The 13605-nt window shown below is 43.6% G+C and carries 13 protein-coding genes; 12 read left to right on the top strand and 1 reads right to left on the bottom strand.

Features of this window, described 5'->3' with window-relative positions:
* Nucleotides 1-4 precede the first annotated feature (4 nt).
* Entirely contained in the window at nucleotides 5-1969 is a 1965-nt protein-coding gene (locus O3616_RS06180; protein WP_371638387.1) for a peptide ABC transporter substrate-binding protein, read from the top strand.
* 333 nt (nucleotides 1970-2302) lie between these two features.
* Here O3616_RS06180 and O3616_RS06175 read toward each other — a convergent pair whose 3' ends face one another.
* Nucleotides 2303-4147, bottom strand: a complete 1845-nt coding sequence (locus O3616_RS06175; protein WP_371638386.1) for an APC family permease — start codon at nucleotides 4145-4147, stop codon at nucleotides 2303-2305.
* Between the two features lie 157 nt (nucleotides 4148-4304).
* On the opposite strand from O3616_RS06175, the gene O3616_RS06170 reads away from it, so the two are divergent.
* The 11 genes from O3616_RS06170 to O3616_RS06120 all read left to right on the top strand — a co-directional run bounded on the left by O3616_RS06170 (nucleotide 4305) and on the right by O3616_RS06120 (nucleotide 13567).
* Nucleotides 4305-5078: a TatD family hydrolase gene (locus tag O3616_RS06170; RefSeq protein WP_115904640.1), complete on the top strand. Its 774-nt coding sequence runs from the start codon at nucleotides 4305-4307 to the stop codon at nucleotides 5076-5078.
* Nucleotides 5078-5644 (top strand): ribonuclease M5, encoded by a 567-nt coding sequence (gene rnmV, locus O3616_RS06165; RefSeq protein ID WP_115904639.1) that lies wholly within the window; start codon nucleotides 5078-5080, stop codon nucleotides 5642-5644. Before O3616_RS06170 ends, rnmV begins: the two co-directional genes overlap by 1 nt.
* Nucleotides 5645-5751: 107 nt before the next feature.
* Nucleotides 5752-6087: a hypothetical protein gene (locus tag O3616_RS06160; protein WP_070842279.1), complete on the top strand. Its 336-nt coding sequence runs from the start codon at nucleotides 5752-5754 to the stop codon at nucleotides 6085-6087.
* The gene (gene rsmA, locus O3616_RS06155; RefSeq protein WP_371638385.1) at nucleotides 6084-6956 is read left to right on the top strand and encodes a 16S rRNA (adenine(1518)-N(6)/adenine(1519)-N(6))-dimethyltransferase RsmA; all 873 of its coding nucleotides are present in this window, start codon (nucleotides 6084-6086) and stop codon (nucleotides 6954-6956) included. Before O3616_RS06160 ends, rsmA begins: the two co-directional genes overlap by 4 nt.
* A gap of 1 nt (nucleotide 6957) precedes the next feature.
* Nucleotides 6958-7836, top strand: coding sequence for a ribosome small subunit-dependent GTPase A (gene rsgA / locus O3616_RS06150; RefSeq protein ID WP_371638384.1), 879 nt, complete (start codon nucleotides 6958-6960; stop codon nucleotides 7834-7836).
* 10 nt (nucleotides 7837-7846) lie between these two features.
* Nucleotides 7847-8503, top strand: coding sequence for a ribulose-phosphate 3-epimerase (gene rpe / locus O3616_RS06145; protein ID WP_371638383.1), 657 nt, complete (start codon nucleotides 7847-7849; stop codon nucleotides 8501-8503).
* Nucleotides 8466-9128 (top strand): thiamine diphosphokinase, encoded by a 663-nt coding sequence (locus tag O3616_RS06140; RefSeq protein ID WP_061590034.1) that lies wholly within the window; start codon nucleotides 8466-8468, stop codon nucleotides 9126-9128. The genes rpe and O3616_RS06140 overlap by 38 nt, the downstream gene beginning before the upstream one ends.
* Before the next feature lies 1 nt (nucleotide 9129).
* Nucleotides 9130-10386, top strand: a complete 1257-nt coding sequence (rmuC, locus tag O3616_RS06135; RefSeq protein ID WP_371638382.1) for a DNA recombination protein RmuC — start codon at nucleotides 9130-9132, stop codon at nucleotides 10384-10386.
* Nucleotides 10376-11317, top strand: a complete 942-nt coding sequence (locus tag O3616_RS06130; protein ID WP_000703198.1) for a 3'-5' exoribonuclease YhaM family protein — start codon at nucleotides 10376-10378, stop codon at nucleotides 11315-11317. The genes rmuC and O3616_RS06130 overlap by 11 nt, the downstream gene beginning before the upstream one ends.
* 105 nt (nucleotides 11318-11422) lie before the next feature.
* Nucleotides 11423-12250, top strand: coding sequence for a pur operon repressor (purR, locus tag O3616_RS06125; RefSeq protein WP_004255834.1), 828 nt, complete (start codon nucleotides 11423-11425; stop codon nucleotides 12248-12250).
* Between the two features lie 66 nt (nucleotides 12251-12316).
* Entirely contained in the window at nucleotides 12317-13567 is a 1251-nt protein-coding gene (locus tag O3616_RS06120; protein ID WP_000856503.1) for a diaminopimelate decarboxylase, read from the top strand.
* Nucleotides 13568-13605 lie beyond the last annotated feature (38 nt).

Here is a 13605-nt window from a genome sequence, read left to right as displayed (position 1 = left end):
AATCATGAAGAAATCAAAAGTTATGCTTTTTGGAGCTGTAGCTTTGACAGCAGGTCTAGCTTTAGCAGCGTGTGGATCATCTCAATCAAGTAATGCAGACAAGACTTACTCTTATATCTTTGTCAATAACCCAGATACTTTGGATTATATTACTTCTACCCGAGACTCTACATCTAGTATCACAACCAACTTGATTGATGGGTTGTTGGAAAACGACCAGTATGGCAATCTCATTCCCTCTATGGCTGAGTCATGGACCGTGTCAAAAGATGGTTTGACTTACACTTATAAAATCCGTCAGGGGGCTAAATGGTATACTTCTGAAGGAGAAGAGTATGCGGATGTAACGGCTCATGATTTTGTGACTGGTCTCAAGTATGCTGCTGATAAAAAAGCTGAAAACTTATACTTGGTACAGGACTCTATCAAGGGGCTAGCAGACTATGTTGAAGGGAAATCATCTGATTTTGGAACTGTTGGTGTTAAGGCAGTGGATGATTACACGCTACAATACACCCTCAACCAACCTGAGACTTATTGGAACTCTAAAACAACAGCAAGTATCCTCAGTCCTGTAAATGAAGCCTTCTTGAAGTCTCAGGGAGATGACTTTGGAAGTGTGACACCATCAAGTATCTTGTCAAATGGTCCTTACTTATTTAAATCATTCACATCCAAATCTTTGATTGAACTTGACAAAAACCCTAATTACTGGGATAAGGACAATGTTAAAATCGAGAAAGTGAAACTCTCTTTCTTTGACGGTTCTGACCAAGACAGCATTGCTAGAGGTTTCTTGGATGGTAACTATACTGATGGTCGTATCTTCCCAACAAGTTCAGTATTTGGTGAACTCAAGAAGGGGAATGAGGACAAGATTACCTACACACCACAAAACTCAGTTACTTTCTACTATCTTTTCAATGTCAACCGCCAAAGCTACAAGCAAACTATGAAACAGTCTGATAAGGAAAAGACAGATTCACGCGCAGCTATGCAAAATAAGGATTTCCGTCAGGCTATCAACTTTGCCTTTGACCGTCATGCTTATGCAGCACAGACAAATGGTGAAGATGGAGCAGACCGTATCTTGCGTAATACGATTACACCAAGTAACTTTGTCCAAGTTGGCGATAAGAACTTCGGTGACATTGTCAATGAAAAAATTGTCAACTATGGTAAAGATTGGACAAATATTAACCTAAACGATGGTAAGCAAGCCTTCTTGAACCCTGACAAGGCCAAAGAGAAGTTTGCTAAGGCCAAAGAAAGTCTGCAAGCTCAAGGAGTAACCTTCCCAATTCATTTGGATATGCCAGTTGACCAGACTGCTAAGTTGGATGTGCAACAGGCTGGATCTTTCAAACAAACAGTGGAAGAAACTCTTGGTAAGGAGAATGTGGTCATTGATGTTATCCAACTTTCTCCAGATGAAAAAGACCAAGCAACCTACTTTGCAGATACAGCAGAACAAAAAGACTACGACATCGACATCTCAGGATGGGGTGGAGATTACTCAGATCCTAAGACTTACCTAGCTATTCTTGATCCAGAGACAGGTTCTCAGTTGAAAAACATGGGCTTGTCTGAAGGAAAAGACAAGGAAGTCAAGGACAAGATTGGTCTTTCTGACTACAAGAAACTCTTGGATCAGGCTGATGCGGAAATCACAGATACTCAAGCTCGCTATGAAAAATATGCTGAAGCCCAAGCTTGGTTGACAGATAGCGCCCTCTTCCTACCAGTTCAAAGTGGTGGAGCCAACCCAATCTTCCGTAAGACTGTACCGTTTACAGGACCATTCTCATTCGTTGGTCATAAGGGAAATGCGGATAACTACAAATATGTTGAACTGCAAAAAGAGCCAGTAACTGCTAAACAGTACCAGGAACTCTATGAAAAATGGCTGAAAGAAAAAGCTGAGTCAAATAAAAAAGCTCAGGAAGATTTAGCTAACCATATTCAATGATATTCCTAGTCATGCTTTTCAGTTAATACTCTTCGAAAATCTCTTCAAACCACGTCAGCTTCACCTTGCCGTATATATATGTTACTGACTTCGTCAGTTCTATCTACAACCTCAAAACAGTGTTTTGAGCTGACTTCGTCAGTTTCATCTGCAACCTCAAAACAGTGTTTTGAGCTGACTTCGTCAGTTTCATCTACGACCTCAAAGCAGTGCTTTGAGCAGCCTGCGGCTAGCTTCCTAGTTTGCTCTTTGATTTTCATTGAGTATAGGCATAGTGACTGGTTTCAGAAAAAGGCCTTACCAGACGCTTTTGATTCTGGTAGGGCCTTTTCTTTATTCTTTTAGGTGATAGGAGTAGCTAGCGACAACGACGTCTTGGTGCCAACGAAGGGCGTATTTGAGTTTGAGGCTCATTTGATTGTGTAGAATATTTTGCCAAGGTTTATTAGGGATAAACTGGGGAACGAGGACAGTGACTGTATAGTTCTTTTTCTGGGCATCTTCAGAGATTCGTTTGACATACTTGACAGTAGGGGTGATGATGTCGCGGTAGCTGGTCTTGATATTTTTCAAAGTGATATTTGGGAAGTAATCAGCAAATTCTTGGAGAATTTCTTGGTCTTTTTCTGCTGTTTCTTTAGTAGAAATATGCATGGCGAGGACTTCGTCACCGATACTTTGAGCGTAGTTAATGGCTCCGACACTGACTCGGGTGACATTTCCTACTAGGACCAGAACCAGATTGCCGTCGTAAGTACGTTTTTCGATGCCTTCATAGAGTCGTAGTTGTTGGGCCACTTTTTGGTAATGACTGTGAATCGCCAAGAAGAGTAGAGTGAGTACGAGAATAATCGGGAAGAAAGGCCAGATATCACTGAGACGGAAAAAGAGCAAGATTATTACAATCGCGTAGCAAATGATAGCTCCAAGGATATTAGCAAGAGCAGGTTTTAAGAAATTTGCTCCTTTTTCCTTTTTCCAATGACGAATCATCCCAGTCTGAGATAGGGCGAAGGGAACGAAGACCCCGATAGTATAAAGAGGAATCAAGCGTTCGGTATTGCCATTAAAAATGAGAAGAAGAATCATAGCCCCAAAAGCCAGAGTTAAAATTCCATTGGAGTAACCTAGGCGGTCTCCTTTTTCCATAAAGAGATGGGGCATGTATTTGTTTTTAGCCATATTGTAAGCCAGCATAGGGAAGGCCGAAAAGCCAGTATTTGCAGCTACGGCCAAAATCAAGGCTGTGGAGAATTGGAAGATATAATATCCAAGGTGGCCTAAGAAGGAATGACCAAGGATGCCTTGAGCTATCTGTGAAAGAATAGTTTCTCCGTGTTGAGGCATAATCCCCATCCAGTAGTTTAGGAAGGTGATACCAGCAAAAAGAAAACCTAAAATCAGTGACATAATGGTCAAGGTTTGAGCGGCATTCTTTTCTTTTGGAGCCTTGAAAAAGGGAACGGCATTTGAAATAGCTTCAACCCCTGTCAAAGAGGCAGATCCGCTGGTAAAAGCTCTTAGAATGAGAACGATAGACAGGCTCGGTACAGCATGCCCAATAGGTGAAGTTGCCTGATAGCTGAGAGAACCTGTCACTAGTTGAAAGATTCCATAGAGCAAGAGAAAGACAGTACTGATGATAAAGAGATAGACAGGAATCATCAGTGAACTGGCAGATTCTTTTAAGCCCCGTAAGTTCAAGAGCATGAGCAAGCAAACCAGAAAAATGGAGATGTGGAGGTTGTAAGGGTGAAGAGCAGGGAGAGCTGCTGTGATAGCGTCAGCTCCAGATGCAACGGATACCGCTACGGTCAACATATAGTCAACCAGAAGGCTACCTCCAGCGATCAAGCCAAGTTGAGGAGATAGATTTTCTCGAGTAACCATATATGCCCCTCCCCCTTGAGGGTAGGCATGGATGATTTGACGGTAGGAAACGGTCAGGCTAGCTAGAAGCAGGAGGACAAAGAGGCCGATAGGAAGGCTCCACCATATCGCAAGAGGAGAGAGACTAGCCAAGACCAGGACTACTTGCTCAGGTCCATAGGCGATGGAGGACAGAGCGTCGCTTGACAACATGGCCAGTGCCTGCATTTTTCCCAGTAGTCCCCCTTCGCCTTCGGTTAAGGATTTAAGAGGACGACCGATAAAGGTCTGTTTTAATTTTGTAAACATAGTTGTTTCCTTTGTTGAAAAATTCAATAAGTGTTATTATACTGCTTTGGAAAAAGAGCGTCAAGAGATGATAATGGGTTTTAGAATATTTTTTTCAGATGAGGAGAGAGGTCAGTTTTTTTGCTATAATAGTAGATAGAAAACGAGGTTAGAAGAGATGATTTTTGATACACATACACACTTGAATGTAGAAGAATTTGCAGGTCGTGAGGCAGAAGAAATTGCCTTTGCTGCTGAGATGGGTGTGATACAGATGAATATTGTTGGTTTTGATAAAACGACGATTGAGCGTGCCTTGGAGTTGGTAGATGAGTATGACCAGCTCTATGCGACAATCGGTTGGCATCCGACAGAAGCTGGGACTTACACAGAGGAGATTGAAGCCTACCTGCTTGATAAACTCAAGCATCCCAAGGTTGTTGCTTTAGGTGAAATTGGTTTGGATTATCATTGGATGACAGCGCCAAAAGAGGTGCAGGAGCAGGTTTTTCGCCGTCAGATTCAATTATCTAAGGACTTGGATTTGCCTTTTGTTGTCCATACCCGTGATGCGCTGGAAGATACCTATGAGATTATCAAAAGTGAGGGCGTTGGTCCTCGTGGTGGGATTATGCACTCATTTTCAGGGACGCTTGAGTGGGCAGAGAAGTTTGTGGACCTTGGTATGACTATTTCCTTCTCAGGAGTGGTGACTTTCAAGAAGGCAACTGATATCCAAGAGGCTGCTAGAGAACTTCCTTTGGACAAGATTTTGGTGGAAACAGATGCGCCCTACCTAGCTCCTGTTCCTAAACGGGGTCGCGAAAACAAAACAGCTTACACCCGTTATGTGGTGGACTTTATAGCGGATTTACGTGGGATGACGACAGAAGAGCTGGCGGCAGCAACGACTGCAAATGCAGAACGAATTTTTGGATTGGACAGCAAGTAATGAAAGAAAAAATTTCCCAAGTTATCGTGGTCGAAGGGCGCGATGATACGGCCAATCTCAAACGCTATTTCGATGTAGAGACCTATGAGACACGAGGTTCTGCCATCAATGAGCAGGATCTAGAGCGTATTCAGCGTCTACATGAGCTTCATGGAGTCATTGTCTTTACAGACCCAGATTTTAATGGGGAGCGGATTCGCCGCATGATTATGACGGCCATCCCAACAGTTCAGCATGCCTTCCTCAAACGAGATGAAGCTGTTCCCAAGTCCAAAACCAAGGGACGTTCTCTGGGAATTGAGCATGCTAGCTATGAAGACCTGAAAACGGCTCTAGCTCAGGTTACAGAACAATTTGAACATGAGAGTCAGTTTGACATCAGTCGTAGCGACTTGATTCGCCTTGGTTTTCTAGCGGGAGCAGACAGCCGTAAGCGCAGAGAATATCTAGGAGAGGCTCTCCGAATCGGCTATTCCAACGGCAAGCAACTTCTCAAGCGCCTAGAACTATTTGGAGTAACCTTGGCAGAAGTGGAAGAAGCTATGAAACGTTATGAGTATAGCTAAGCAGACCCCAAATGTAAGGGGAATGTGTTACAATAGAAGTAAGTAGATTTATGTCAGGGGATTCACTTTGATAATATTTAAATAGATGTTTACAAGGAAAGAGTGAAATGAAAATACGAGTTGATAGAGATTCTGTCTGTATGGGTGATGATGTATTACCTCATGAGCTAGAATTTGAAGTTCCAGAAGACATGACGGTGAAAGATTTTTTTGATTTTCTAGAAATGGAGCGTTACCTACCTTCTGTCCAAGGGAATAATGTTGCATGGGAACTTCGTAATCGAAACGGGGAACATGGAGTTTATTTCACCAAAACACGAGAAATTATTCATCCAGATGCACTCCTAAAAGAGATGATGGAAGGATTTGATGGAACACCTTTATTTGTTTTGCTCTATCATGCTACTCCAGAAGCTTACTATATTAGAAAAGAGAATAAATGAGAATTGCAGATTATAGCGTGACCAAGGCAGTGCTGGAGCGTCACGGTTTTACCTTTAAAAAATCCTTCGGGCAAAATTTCCTGACGGATACCAATATCCTTCAAAAAATCGTGGATACGGCTGAAATTGATGACCAGGTCAATGTTATCGAAATCGGACCAGGGATCGGTGCCTTGACAGAATTTTTGGCTGAGCGTGCAGCTCAAGTTATGGCCTTTGAAATTGACCACCGTTTGGTGCCTATTTTGGCGGATACCCTGCGTGATTTTGACAATGTGACCGTAGTCAACGAGGACATTCTCAAGGTTGACTTGGCGCAACATATCCAGAATTTCAAAAATCCTGACCTGCCAATCAAGGTAGTAGCCAACTTGCCATACTATATCACAACGCCTATTCTCATGCATTTGATCGAGAGTGGCATTCCTTTTAGTGAGTTTGTCGTCATGATGCAAAAGGAAGTGGCAGACCGCATCTCAGCCCAGCCTAACACCAAGGCTTACGGTAGCTTGTCGATTGCGGTTCAGTATTACATGACAGCCAAGGTTGCCTTTATCGTGCCGCGTACGGTCTTTGTGCCAGCGCCAAATGTGGATTCAGCTATTTTGAAAATGGTGCGTCGTCTAGAGCCAGCTGTAGCAGTGGAAGACGAGAATTTCTTCTTTAAGGTTTCCAAGGCTAGTTTTACCCATCGCCGCAAGACCTTGTGGAACAATTTGACAGGTTACTTTGGCAAGACTGAAGAAGTCAAGGATAAGCTGACCAAGGCCTTGGATCAGGCAGGCTTGTCACCAAGTGTGCGTGGGGAAGCTCTCAGCTTGGCAGAGTTTGCCAGCCTAGCAGATGCGCTTAAAGGACAAGGGCTCTAAGATGCAGGGACAAATCATTAAAGCCTTGGCAGGGTTCTACTATGTAGAAAGTGATGGCCAGGTATATCAGACGCGCGCGCGTGGGAATTTCCGTAAAAAAGGCCATACCCCTTACGTTGGGGATTGGGTAGATTTCTCTGCCGAGGAAAATTCAGAAGGTTATATCCTCAAAATTCACGAACGGAAAAACAGTCTGGTCCGTCCGCCTATTGTCAATATTGACCAAGCTGTAGTAATCATGTCCGTCAAGGAACCTGATTTTAACAGCAATTTGCTGGATCGTTTCTTGGTTCTATTAGAGCACAAGGGCATCCATCCCATCGTCTATATTTCCAAGATGGATTTGTTGGAAGATAGGGGAGAACTGGATTTTTATGAACAGACTTATGCTGATATCGGCTATGACTTTGTGACCAGTAAAGAGGAACTCCTGCCCTTGTTAACAGGCAAGGTTACAGTCTTTATGGGGCAGACGGGTGTTGGGAAATCAACTCTTCTCAATAAAATCGCACCAGAACTCAATCTTGAAACAGGAGAAATCTCAGATAGTCTGGGTCGCGGGCGCCACACCACTCGAGCTGTTAGTTTTTACAACCTCAATGGGGGCAAAATCGCGGACACACCAGGCTTTTCATCACTAGATTATGAAGTATCAACGGCAGAAGACCTCAATCAGGCCTTTCCAGAGATTGCCACTGTCAGTCGAGACTGCAAATTCCGCACTTGTACCCATACCCATGAGCCGTCTTGCGCAGTTAAGCCGGCTGTTGAAGAGGGTATCATTGCGTCCTTCCGTTTTGATAATTACCTGCAATTCCTCAGTGAGATTGAAAATCGCAGAGAAACCTATAAAAAAGTCAGCAAAAAAATTCCAAAATAAGGAGAAACCTATGTCTCAATACAAGATTGCTCCGTCAATTCTGGCAGCAGATTATGCCAACTTTGAACGCGAAATCAAACGTCTAGAAGCAACTGGGGCAGAATATGCCCATATCGATATCATGGATGGTCACTTTGTACCACAAATCAGTTTTGGTGCAGGTGTGGTTGAAGCTCTTCGCCCTCATAGTAAGATGGTCTTTGACTGCCACTTGATGGTAGCTAATCCAGAGCATCATTTAGAAGACTTTGCGCGTGCAGGTGCGGATATCATCAGTATCCATGTGGAGGCGACACCTCATATCCATGGTGCCCTCCAAAAAATTCGTTCCCTTGGTGTCAAGCCTTCGGTTGTTATCAATCCTGGTACGCCTGTTGAGGCTATCAAGCACGTCCTTCACCTAGTTGACCAAGTCTTAGTCATGACAGTTAACCCTGGCTTCGGTGGTCAAGCCTTTCTACCAGAGACCATGGATAAGGTCCGTGAGTTGGTTGCTCTTCGTGATGAAAAAGGCTTGAACTTTGAAATCGAAGTGGATGGCGGGATTGATGACCAAACTATTGCTCAGGCTAAAGAAGCCGGTGCAACTGCTTTTGTAGCAGGTTCCTATGTCTTTAAGGGAGATGTCAATGAGCGAGTACAAACTCTCAGAAAACAACTGGACTAGGGTTGCCGTTTTTGCTGGCGGAGACCGTGGTCACTACCGGACGGACTTTGATTGCTTTGTCGGTGTGGATCGAGGCTCACTCTGGGTCTTGGAAGAAAACCTTCCTCTTACTCTAGCAGTTGGAGATTTTGATTCTGTCAGTGCAGAAGAGCGACAGTTGATTCAAAAACATGCCCAGTATTTTGTCCAAGCTCAACCAGAAAAAGATGATACCGATTTGGAATTAGCTCTCTTAACCATCTTTGAGCAAAATCCTCAGGCTCAGGTCACTATTTTCGGTGCTCTTGGTGGTCGTATTGATCATATGCTGGCTAATGTATTTCTGCCTAGCAATCCCAAGTTGGCACCTTATATGCGTCAGATAGCGATTGAGGATGGGCAAAATTTGATTGCTTATTGTCCAGAAGGAACCAGTCAGCTAGAACCTCGTTCAGACTACGATTATCTAGCTTTTATGCCGGTTCGAGATAGCCAGCTTACCATTCTCGGAGCCAAGTATGAGTTGACAGAGGAAAATTTTTTCTTTAAAAAAGTGTACGCTTCTAACGAATATATAGATAGGGAAGTTTCGGTGACTTGCCCAGATGGTTATGTGGTCGTGCTGCATAGCAAGGACAGGAGGTAGGATGGAAAGTTTACTTGTTCTATTATTAATTGCCAACCTAGCTGGCCTCTTTCTGATTTGGCAAAGGCAGGATAAGCAGGAAAAATATCTGACCAAGAGCTTGGAGGACCAGGCAGATCATTTGTCAGACCAGTTAGATTATCGCTTTGAACAAGCCAGACAAGCTAGCCAGTTAGATCAAAAAGACTTGGAAGTAGCTGTCAGCGACCGTTTGCAAGAAGTGCGAATTGAATTGCACCAAGGTCTGACTCAGGTTCGTCAAGAAATGACAGATAATCTCTTGCAAACTAGGGATAAGACTGACCAACGTCTTCAAGCCTTGCAGGAATCCAATGAGCAACGCTTGGAGCAAATGCGCCAAACGGTCGAAGAAAAACTAGAAAAGACATTGCAGACACGCTTGCAGGCTTCCTTTGAGACAGTTTCCAAGCAACTAGAGTCGGTCAATCGTGGTCTTGGAGAAATGCAGACAGTTGCCCGTGATGTCGGAGCCCTCAACAAGGTTCTCTCTGGAACCAAGACGAGAGGGATTCTGGGAGAATTGCAATTGGGGCAAATTATTGAGGACATCATGACACCTGCACAGTACGAACGAGAATACGCAACGGTTGAAAACTCCAGTGAACGAGTGGAGTATGCCATTAAGTTACCCGGACAAGGAGACCAAGAATACGTCTATCTACCAATTGACTCCAAGTTTCCATTGGCTGATTATTACCGCTTGGAAGAAGCCTATGAAGCAGGTAACAAGGATGAAATCGAACGGTGTCGTAAGTCGCTCTTAGCAAGCGTCAAGCGCTTTGCCAAGGATATCAGGAGCAAGTACATAGCACCGCCTCGGACGACTAATTTTGGAGTTTTGTTTGTTCCGACAGAAGGTCTCTACTCAGAAATCGTCCGCAATCCTGTCTTCTTTGATGATTTGAGACGGGAGGAGCAGATTATTGTCGCAGGTCCAAGTACCCTGTCAGCTCTCCTCAATTCCCTATCAGTTGGTTTCAAAACTCTCAATATCCAAAAGAGTGCCGATCATATCAGCAAAACGCTTTCCAGCGTCAAGACCGAGTTTGGCAAGTTTGGGGGAATTTTGGTTAAGGCACAAAAACACCTCCAACATGCCTCTGGCAATATTGATGAATTATTAAACCGTCGTACCACAGCTATCGAGCGGACGCTCCGTCACATTGAGTTGTCAGAAGGTGAGCCTGCGCTTGATCTACTCCATTTCCAAGAAAATGAGGAAGAATATGAAGATTAGTCACATGAAAAAAGATGAGCTGTTTGAAGGCTTTTACCTAATCAAGTCAGCTGACCTGAGGCAAACTCGAGCTGGGAAAAACTACCTAGCCTTTACCTTCCAAGATGATAGTGGCGAGATTGAAGGAAAACTCTGGGATGCCCAACCTCATAACGTTGAGGCCTTTACCGCAGGTAAGGTTGTCCACATGAAAGGACGCCGAGAAGTTTATAACAACACCCCTCAAGTCAATCAAATTACCCTTCGCCTGCCTCAACCTGGTGAACCCAATGACCCAGCTGATTTCAAGGTCAAGTCACCAGTTGATGTCAAGGAAATCCGTGACTATATGTCGCAAATGATTTTTAAAATTGAAAATCCTGTCTGGCAACGAATTGTCCGAAAGCTCTACACCAAGTATGATAAGGAATTTTACTCCTATCCCGCTGCCAAGACTAATCACCATGCCTTTGAAACGGGTTTGGCTTATCATACGGCAACCATGGTGCGTTTGGCAGATGCTATTAGCGAAGTCTATCCTCAACTCAATAAGAGCCTGCTCTATGCGGGGATTATGCTACATGACTTAGCTAAAGTCATTGAGTTGACGGGACCAGACCAGACCGAGTACACAGTGCGAGGCAATCTCCTTGGGCATATTGCTTTGATTGATAGCGAAATTACTAAAACAGTTATGGAACTCGGTATCGATGATACCAAGGAAGAAGTCGTTCTGCTTCGTCACGTCATCCTCAGTCACCACGGCTTGCTTGAGTATGGAAGTCCAGTCCGTCCACGCATTATGGAAGCAGAGATTATCCATATGATTGACAATCTGGATGCAAGCATGATGATGATGTCAACTGCTCTTGCTTTGGTGGATAAGGGAGAGATGACCAATAAAATCTTCGCTATGGACAATCGTTCCTTCTATAAACCAGATTTAGATTAATAATTTAAGAAAAATGAGCATTTTTTAGGATAAGAATGTTCGTTTTTTTATGTGAATATGGTATAATAGATAAAATATCAAAATTAAATGAAGTAGGAAATAGAAATGAAATTAAGAAGAAGTGATCGGATGGTTGTCATTTCCAACTATTTGATTAATAATCCTTATAAACTAACTAGTCTCAATACTTTTGCTGAAAAGTATGAATCTGCTAAATCATCCATCTCAGAGGATATCGTGATTATCAAACGCGCCTTTGAGGAAATTGAAATCGGTCATATCCAGACAGTAACTGGTGCTGGTGGTGGTGTCATTTTCACACCATCAATCTCAAGCCATGATGCCAAGGAAATGGTTGAGGACTTGCGTGCCAAGTTGTCAGAAAGTGACCGTATCTTGCCAGGTGGCTATATCTACCTGTCTGATTTGCTTAGCACACCAGCTATCTTGAAAAATATTGGACGCATTATTGCCAAGAGCTTTATGGACCAAAAAATCGACGCGGTTATGACCGTAGCGACTAAGGGTGTGCCACTTGCAAATGCAGTTGCCAATGTCCTCAATGTTCCTTTTGTTATTGTGCGCCGCGACCTGAAAATTACCGAAGGTTCAACTGTCAGCGTCAACTATGTATCCGGTTCAAGTGGTGACCGTATCGAGAAAATGTTCCTTTCAAAACGTAGTCTCAAGGCAGGCAGCCGTGTCTTGATTGTGGATGACTTCTTGAAAGGTGGCGGAACTGTCAATGGGATGATCAGCCTCTTGCGTGAGTTTGATTCAGAATTGGCAGGTGTAGCGGTCTTTGCGGATAATGCTCAAGAAGAACGCGAAAAGCAGTTTGACTACAAGTCACTCTTGAAGGTAACCAATATTGATGTCAAGAACCAAACCATCGATGTTGAGGTTGGCAATATCTTTGACGAAGATAAATAAGAGATAGAACTAAAGGTTGGAACGATTGTCCCAGCCTTTCTTTGCAAATAGAATAGAAGGAAACTTATGAAAACACCATTTATCAATAAAGAAGACTTGGAAAAGATTGTTGCCGAGTTCCCGACTCCCTTTCACTTGTATGATGAGAAGGGAATTCGTGAGAAGGCAAGAGCCGTCAACCAAGCCTTTTCGTGGAATAAGGGCTTTAAGGAATATTTTGCAGTTAAGGCTACTCCAACACCAGCTATTTTGAAAATTCTCCAAGAGGAAGGCTGTGGTGTGGACTGCTCTAGTTATGTGGAGCTTTTGATGAGCCATAAACTGGATTTCCCTGGTTCTGAGATTATGTTCTCTTCAAACAACACGCCAGACAAGGAATACGCCTATGCGCGTGAATTGGGTGCGACCATTAACTTGGATGCATTTGAAGATATTGAACATCTAGAGCGAGCAGCAGGCATTCCAGAAATTATCTCTTGTCGCTACAATCCTGGAGGCGTTTTTGAACTGGGGACAGACATCATGGACAATCCTGGAGAAGCCAAGTTTGGCATGACCAAGGACCAGCTCTTTGAAGCTTTTGCTATCTTGAAGGAAAAAGGAGCTAAGACTTTTGGGATTCACTCCTTCCTAGCGTCCAATACCGTGACCCATCTCTATTATCCAGAGTTGGCTCGTCAGCTTTTTGAATTGGCTGTTGAAATCAAGGAAAAGTTGGGTATTTCGCTAGACTTTATCAATCTTTCTGGCGGTATTGGTGTCAATTATCGTCCAGACCAGGAGCCGAACGATATCGCCTTGATTGGTGAGGGAGTTCGTAAGGTGTATGAAGAGGTCCTTACGCCAGCAGGTCTTGGTCAGGTTAAGATTTTTACCGAATTGGGTCGCTTTATGTTAGCACCTCACGGTGCTTTGGTCACAAGAGTTACTCATAAGAAGAAAACCTACCGTACCTATCTAGGTGTGGATGCATCAGCAGTCAACCTTATGCGTCCAGCTATGTATGGAGCCTACCATCATATTACTAACGTGACCCATCCAGATGGGCCAGCTGAAGTGGTAGATGTGGTTGGTTCACTCTGTGAAAACAATGATAAATTTGCAGTGAATCGCGAACTGCCTCATACAGAAATCGGTGATTTGCTGGTAATTCATGATACAGGTGCCCACGGATTTTCAATGGGCTACCAGTACAATGCCAAACTTCGTTCTGCGGAAATCCTCTATACCGAAGAAGGCAAAGCCCGTCAAATCCGCCGTGCAGAGCGCCCTGAGGACTATTTTGCAACCTTGTATGGCTTTGATTTTGAAGAATAAAATGATAAGTAATTGAAAATGAAATTGAAAAACAGATT

The organism is Streptococcus sp. 27098_8_86, from assembly GCF_041432595.1.
Taxonomy (GTDB): domain Bacteria; phylum Bacillota; class Bacilli; order Lactobacillales; family Streptococcaceae; genus Streptococcus; species Streptococcus pneumoniae_F.
This window is presented reverse-complemented; position numbering and strand designations above follow the sequence as displayed.

Excerpts from the sequence above, each read along its gene's own strand:
- O3616_RS06180 (WP_371638387.1), top strand. The coding sequence starts at position 5 with ATGAAGAAATCAAAAGTTATGCTTTTTGGAGCTGTAGCTTTGACAGCA.
- O3616_RS06175 (WP_371638386.1), bottom strand. The coding sequence starts at position 4,147 with ATGTTTACAAAATTAAAACAGACCTTTATCGGTCGTCCTCTTAAATCC.
- O3616_RS06170 (WP_115904640.1), top strand. The coding sequence starts at position 4,305 with ATGATTTTTGATACACATACACACTTGAATGTAGAAGAATTTGCAGGT.
- rnmV (WP_115904639.1), top strand. The coding sequence starts at position 5,078 with ATGAAAGAAAAAATTTCCCAAGTTATCGTGGTCGAAGGGCGCGATGAT.
- O3616_RS06160 (WP_070842279.1), top strand. The coding sequence starts at position 5,752 with ATGAAAATACGAGTTGATAGAGATTCTGTCTGTATGGGTGATGATGTA.
- rsmA (WP_371638385.1), top strand. The coding sequence starts at position 6,084 with ATGAGAATTGCAGATTATAGCGTGACCAAGGCAGTGCTGGAGCGTCAC.
- rsgA (WP_371638384.1), top strand. The coding sequence starts at position 6,958 with ATGCAGGGACAAATCATTAAAGCCTTGGCAGGGTTCTACTATGTAGAA.
- rpe (WP_371638383.1), top strand. The coding sequence starts at position 7,847 with ATGTCTCAATACAAGATTGCTCCGTCAATTCTGGCAGCAGATTATGCC.
- O3616_RS06140 (WP_061590034.1), top strand. The coding sequence starts at position 8,466 with ATGAGCGAGTACAAACTCTCAGAAAACAACTGGACTAGGGTTGCCGTT.
- rmuC (WP_371638382.1), top strand. The coding sequence starts at position 9,130 with ATGGAAAGTTTACTTGTTCTATTATTAATTGCCAACCTAGCTGGCCTC.
- O3616_RS06130 (WP_000703198.1), top strand. The coding sequence starts at position 10,376 with ATGAAGATTAGTCACATGAAAAAAGATGAGCTGTTTGAAGGCTTTTAC.
- purR (WP_004255834.1), top strand. The coding sequence starts at position 11,423 with ATGAAATTAAGAAGAAGTGATCGGATGGTTGTCATTTCCAACTATTTG.
- O3616_RS06120 (WP_000856503.1), top strand. The coding sequence starts at position 12,317 with ATGAAAACACCATTTATCAATAAAGAAGACTTGGAAAAGATTGTTGCC.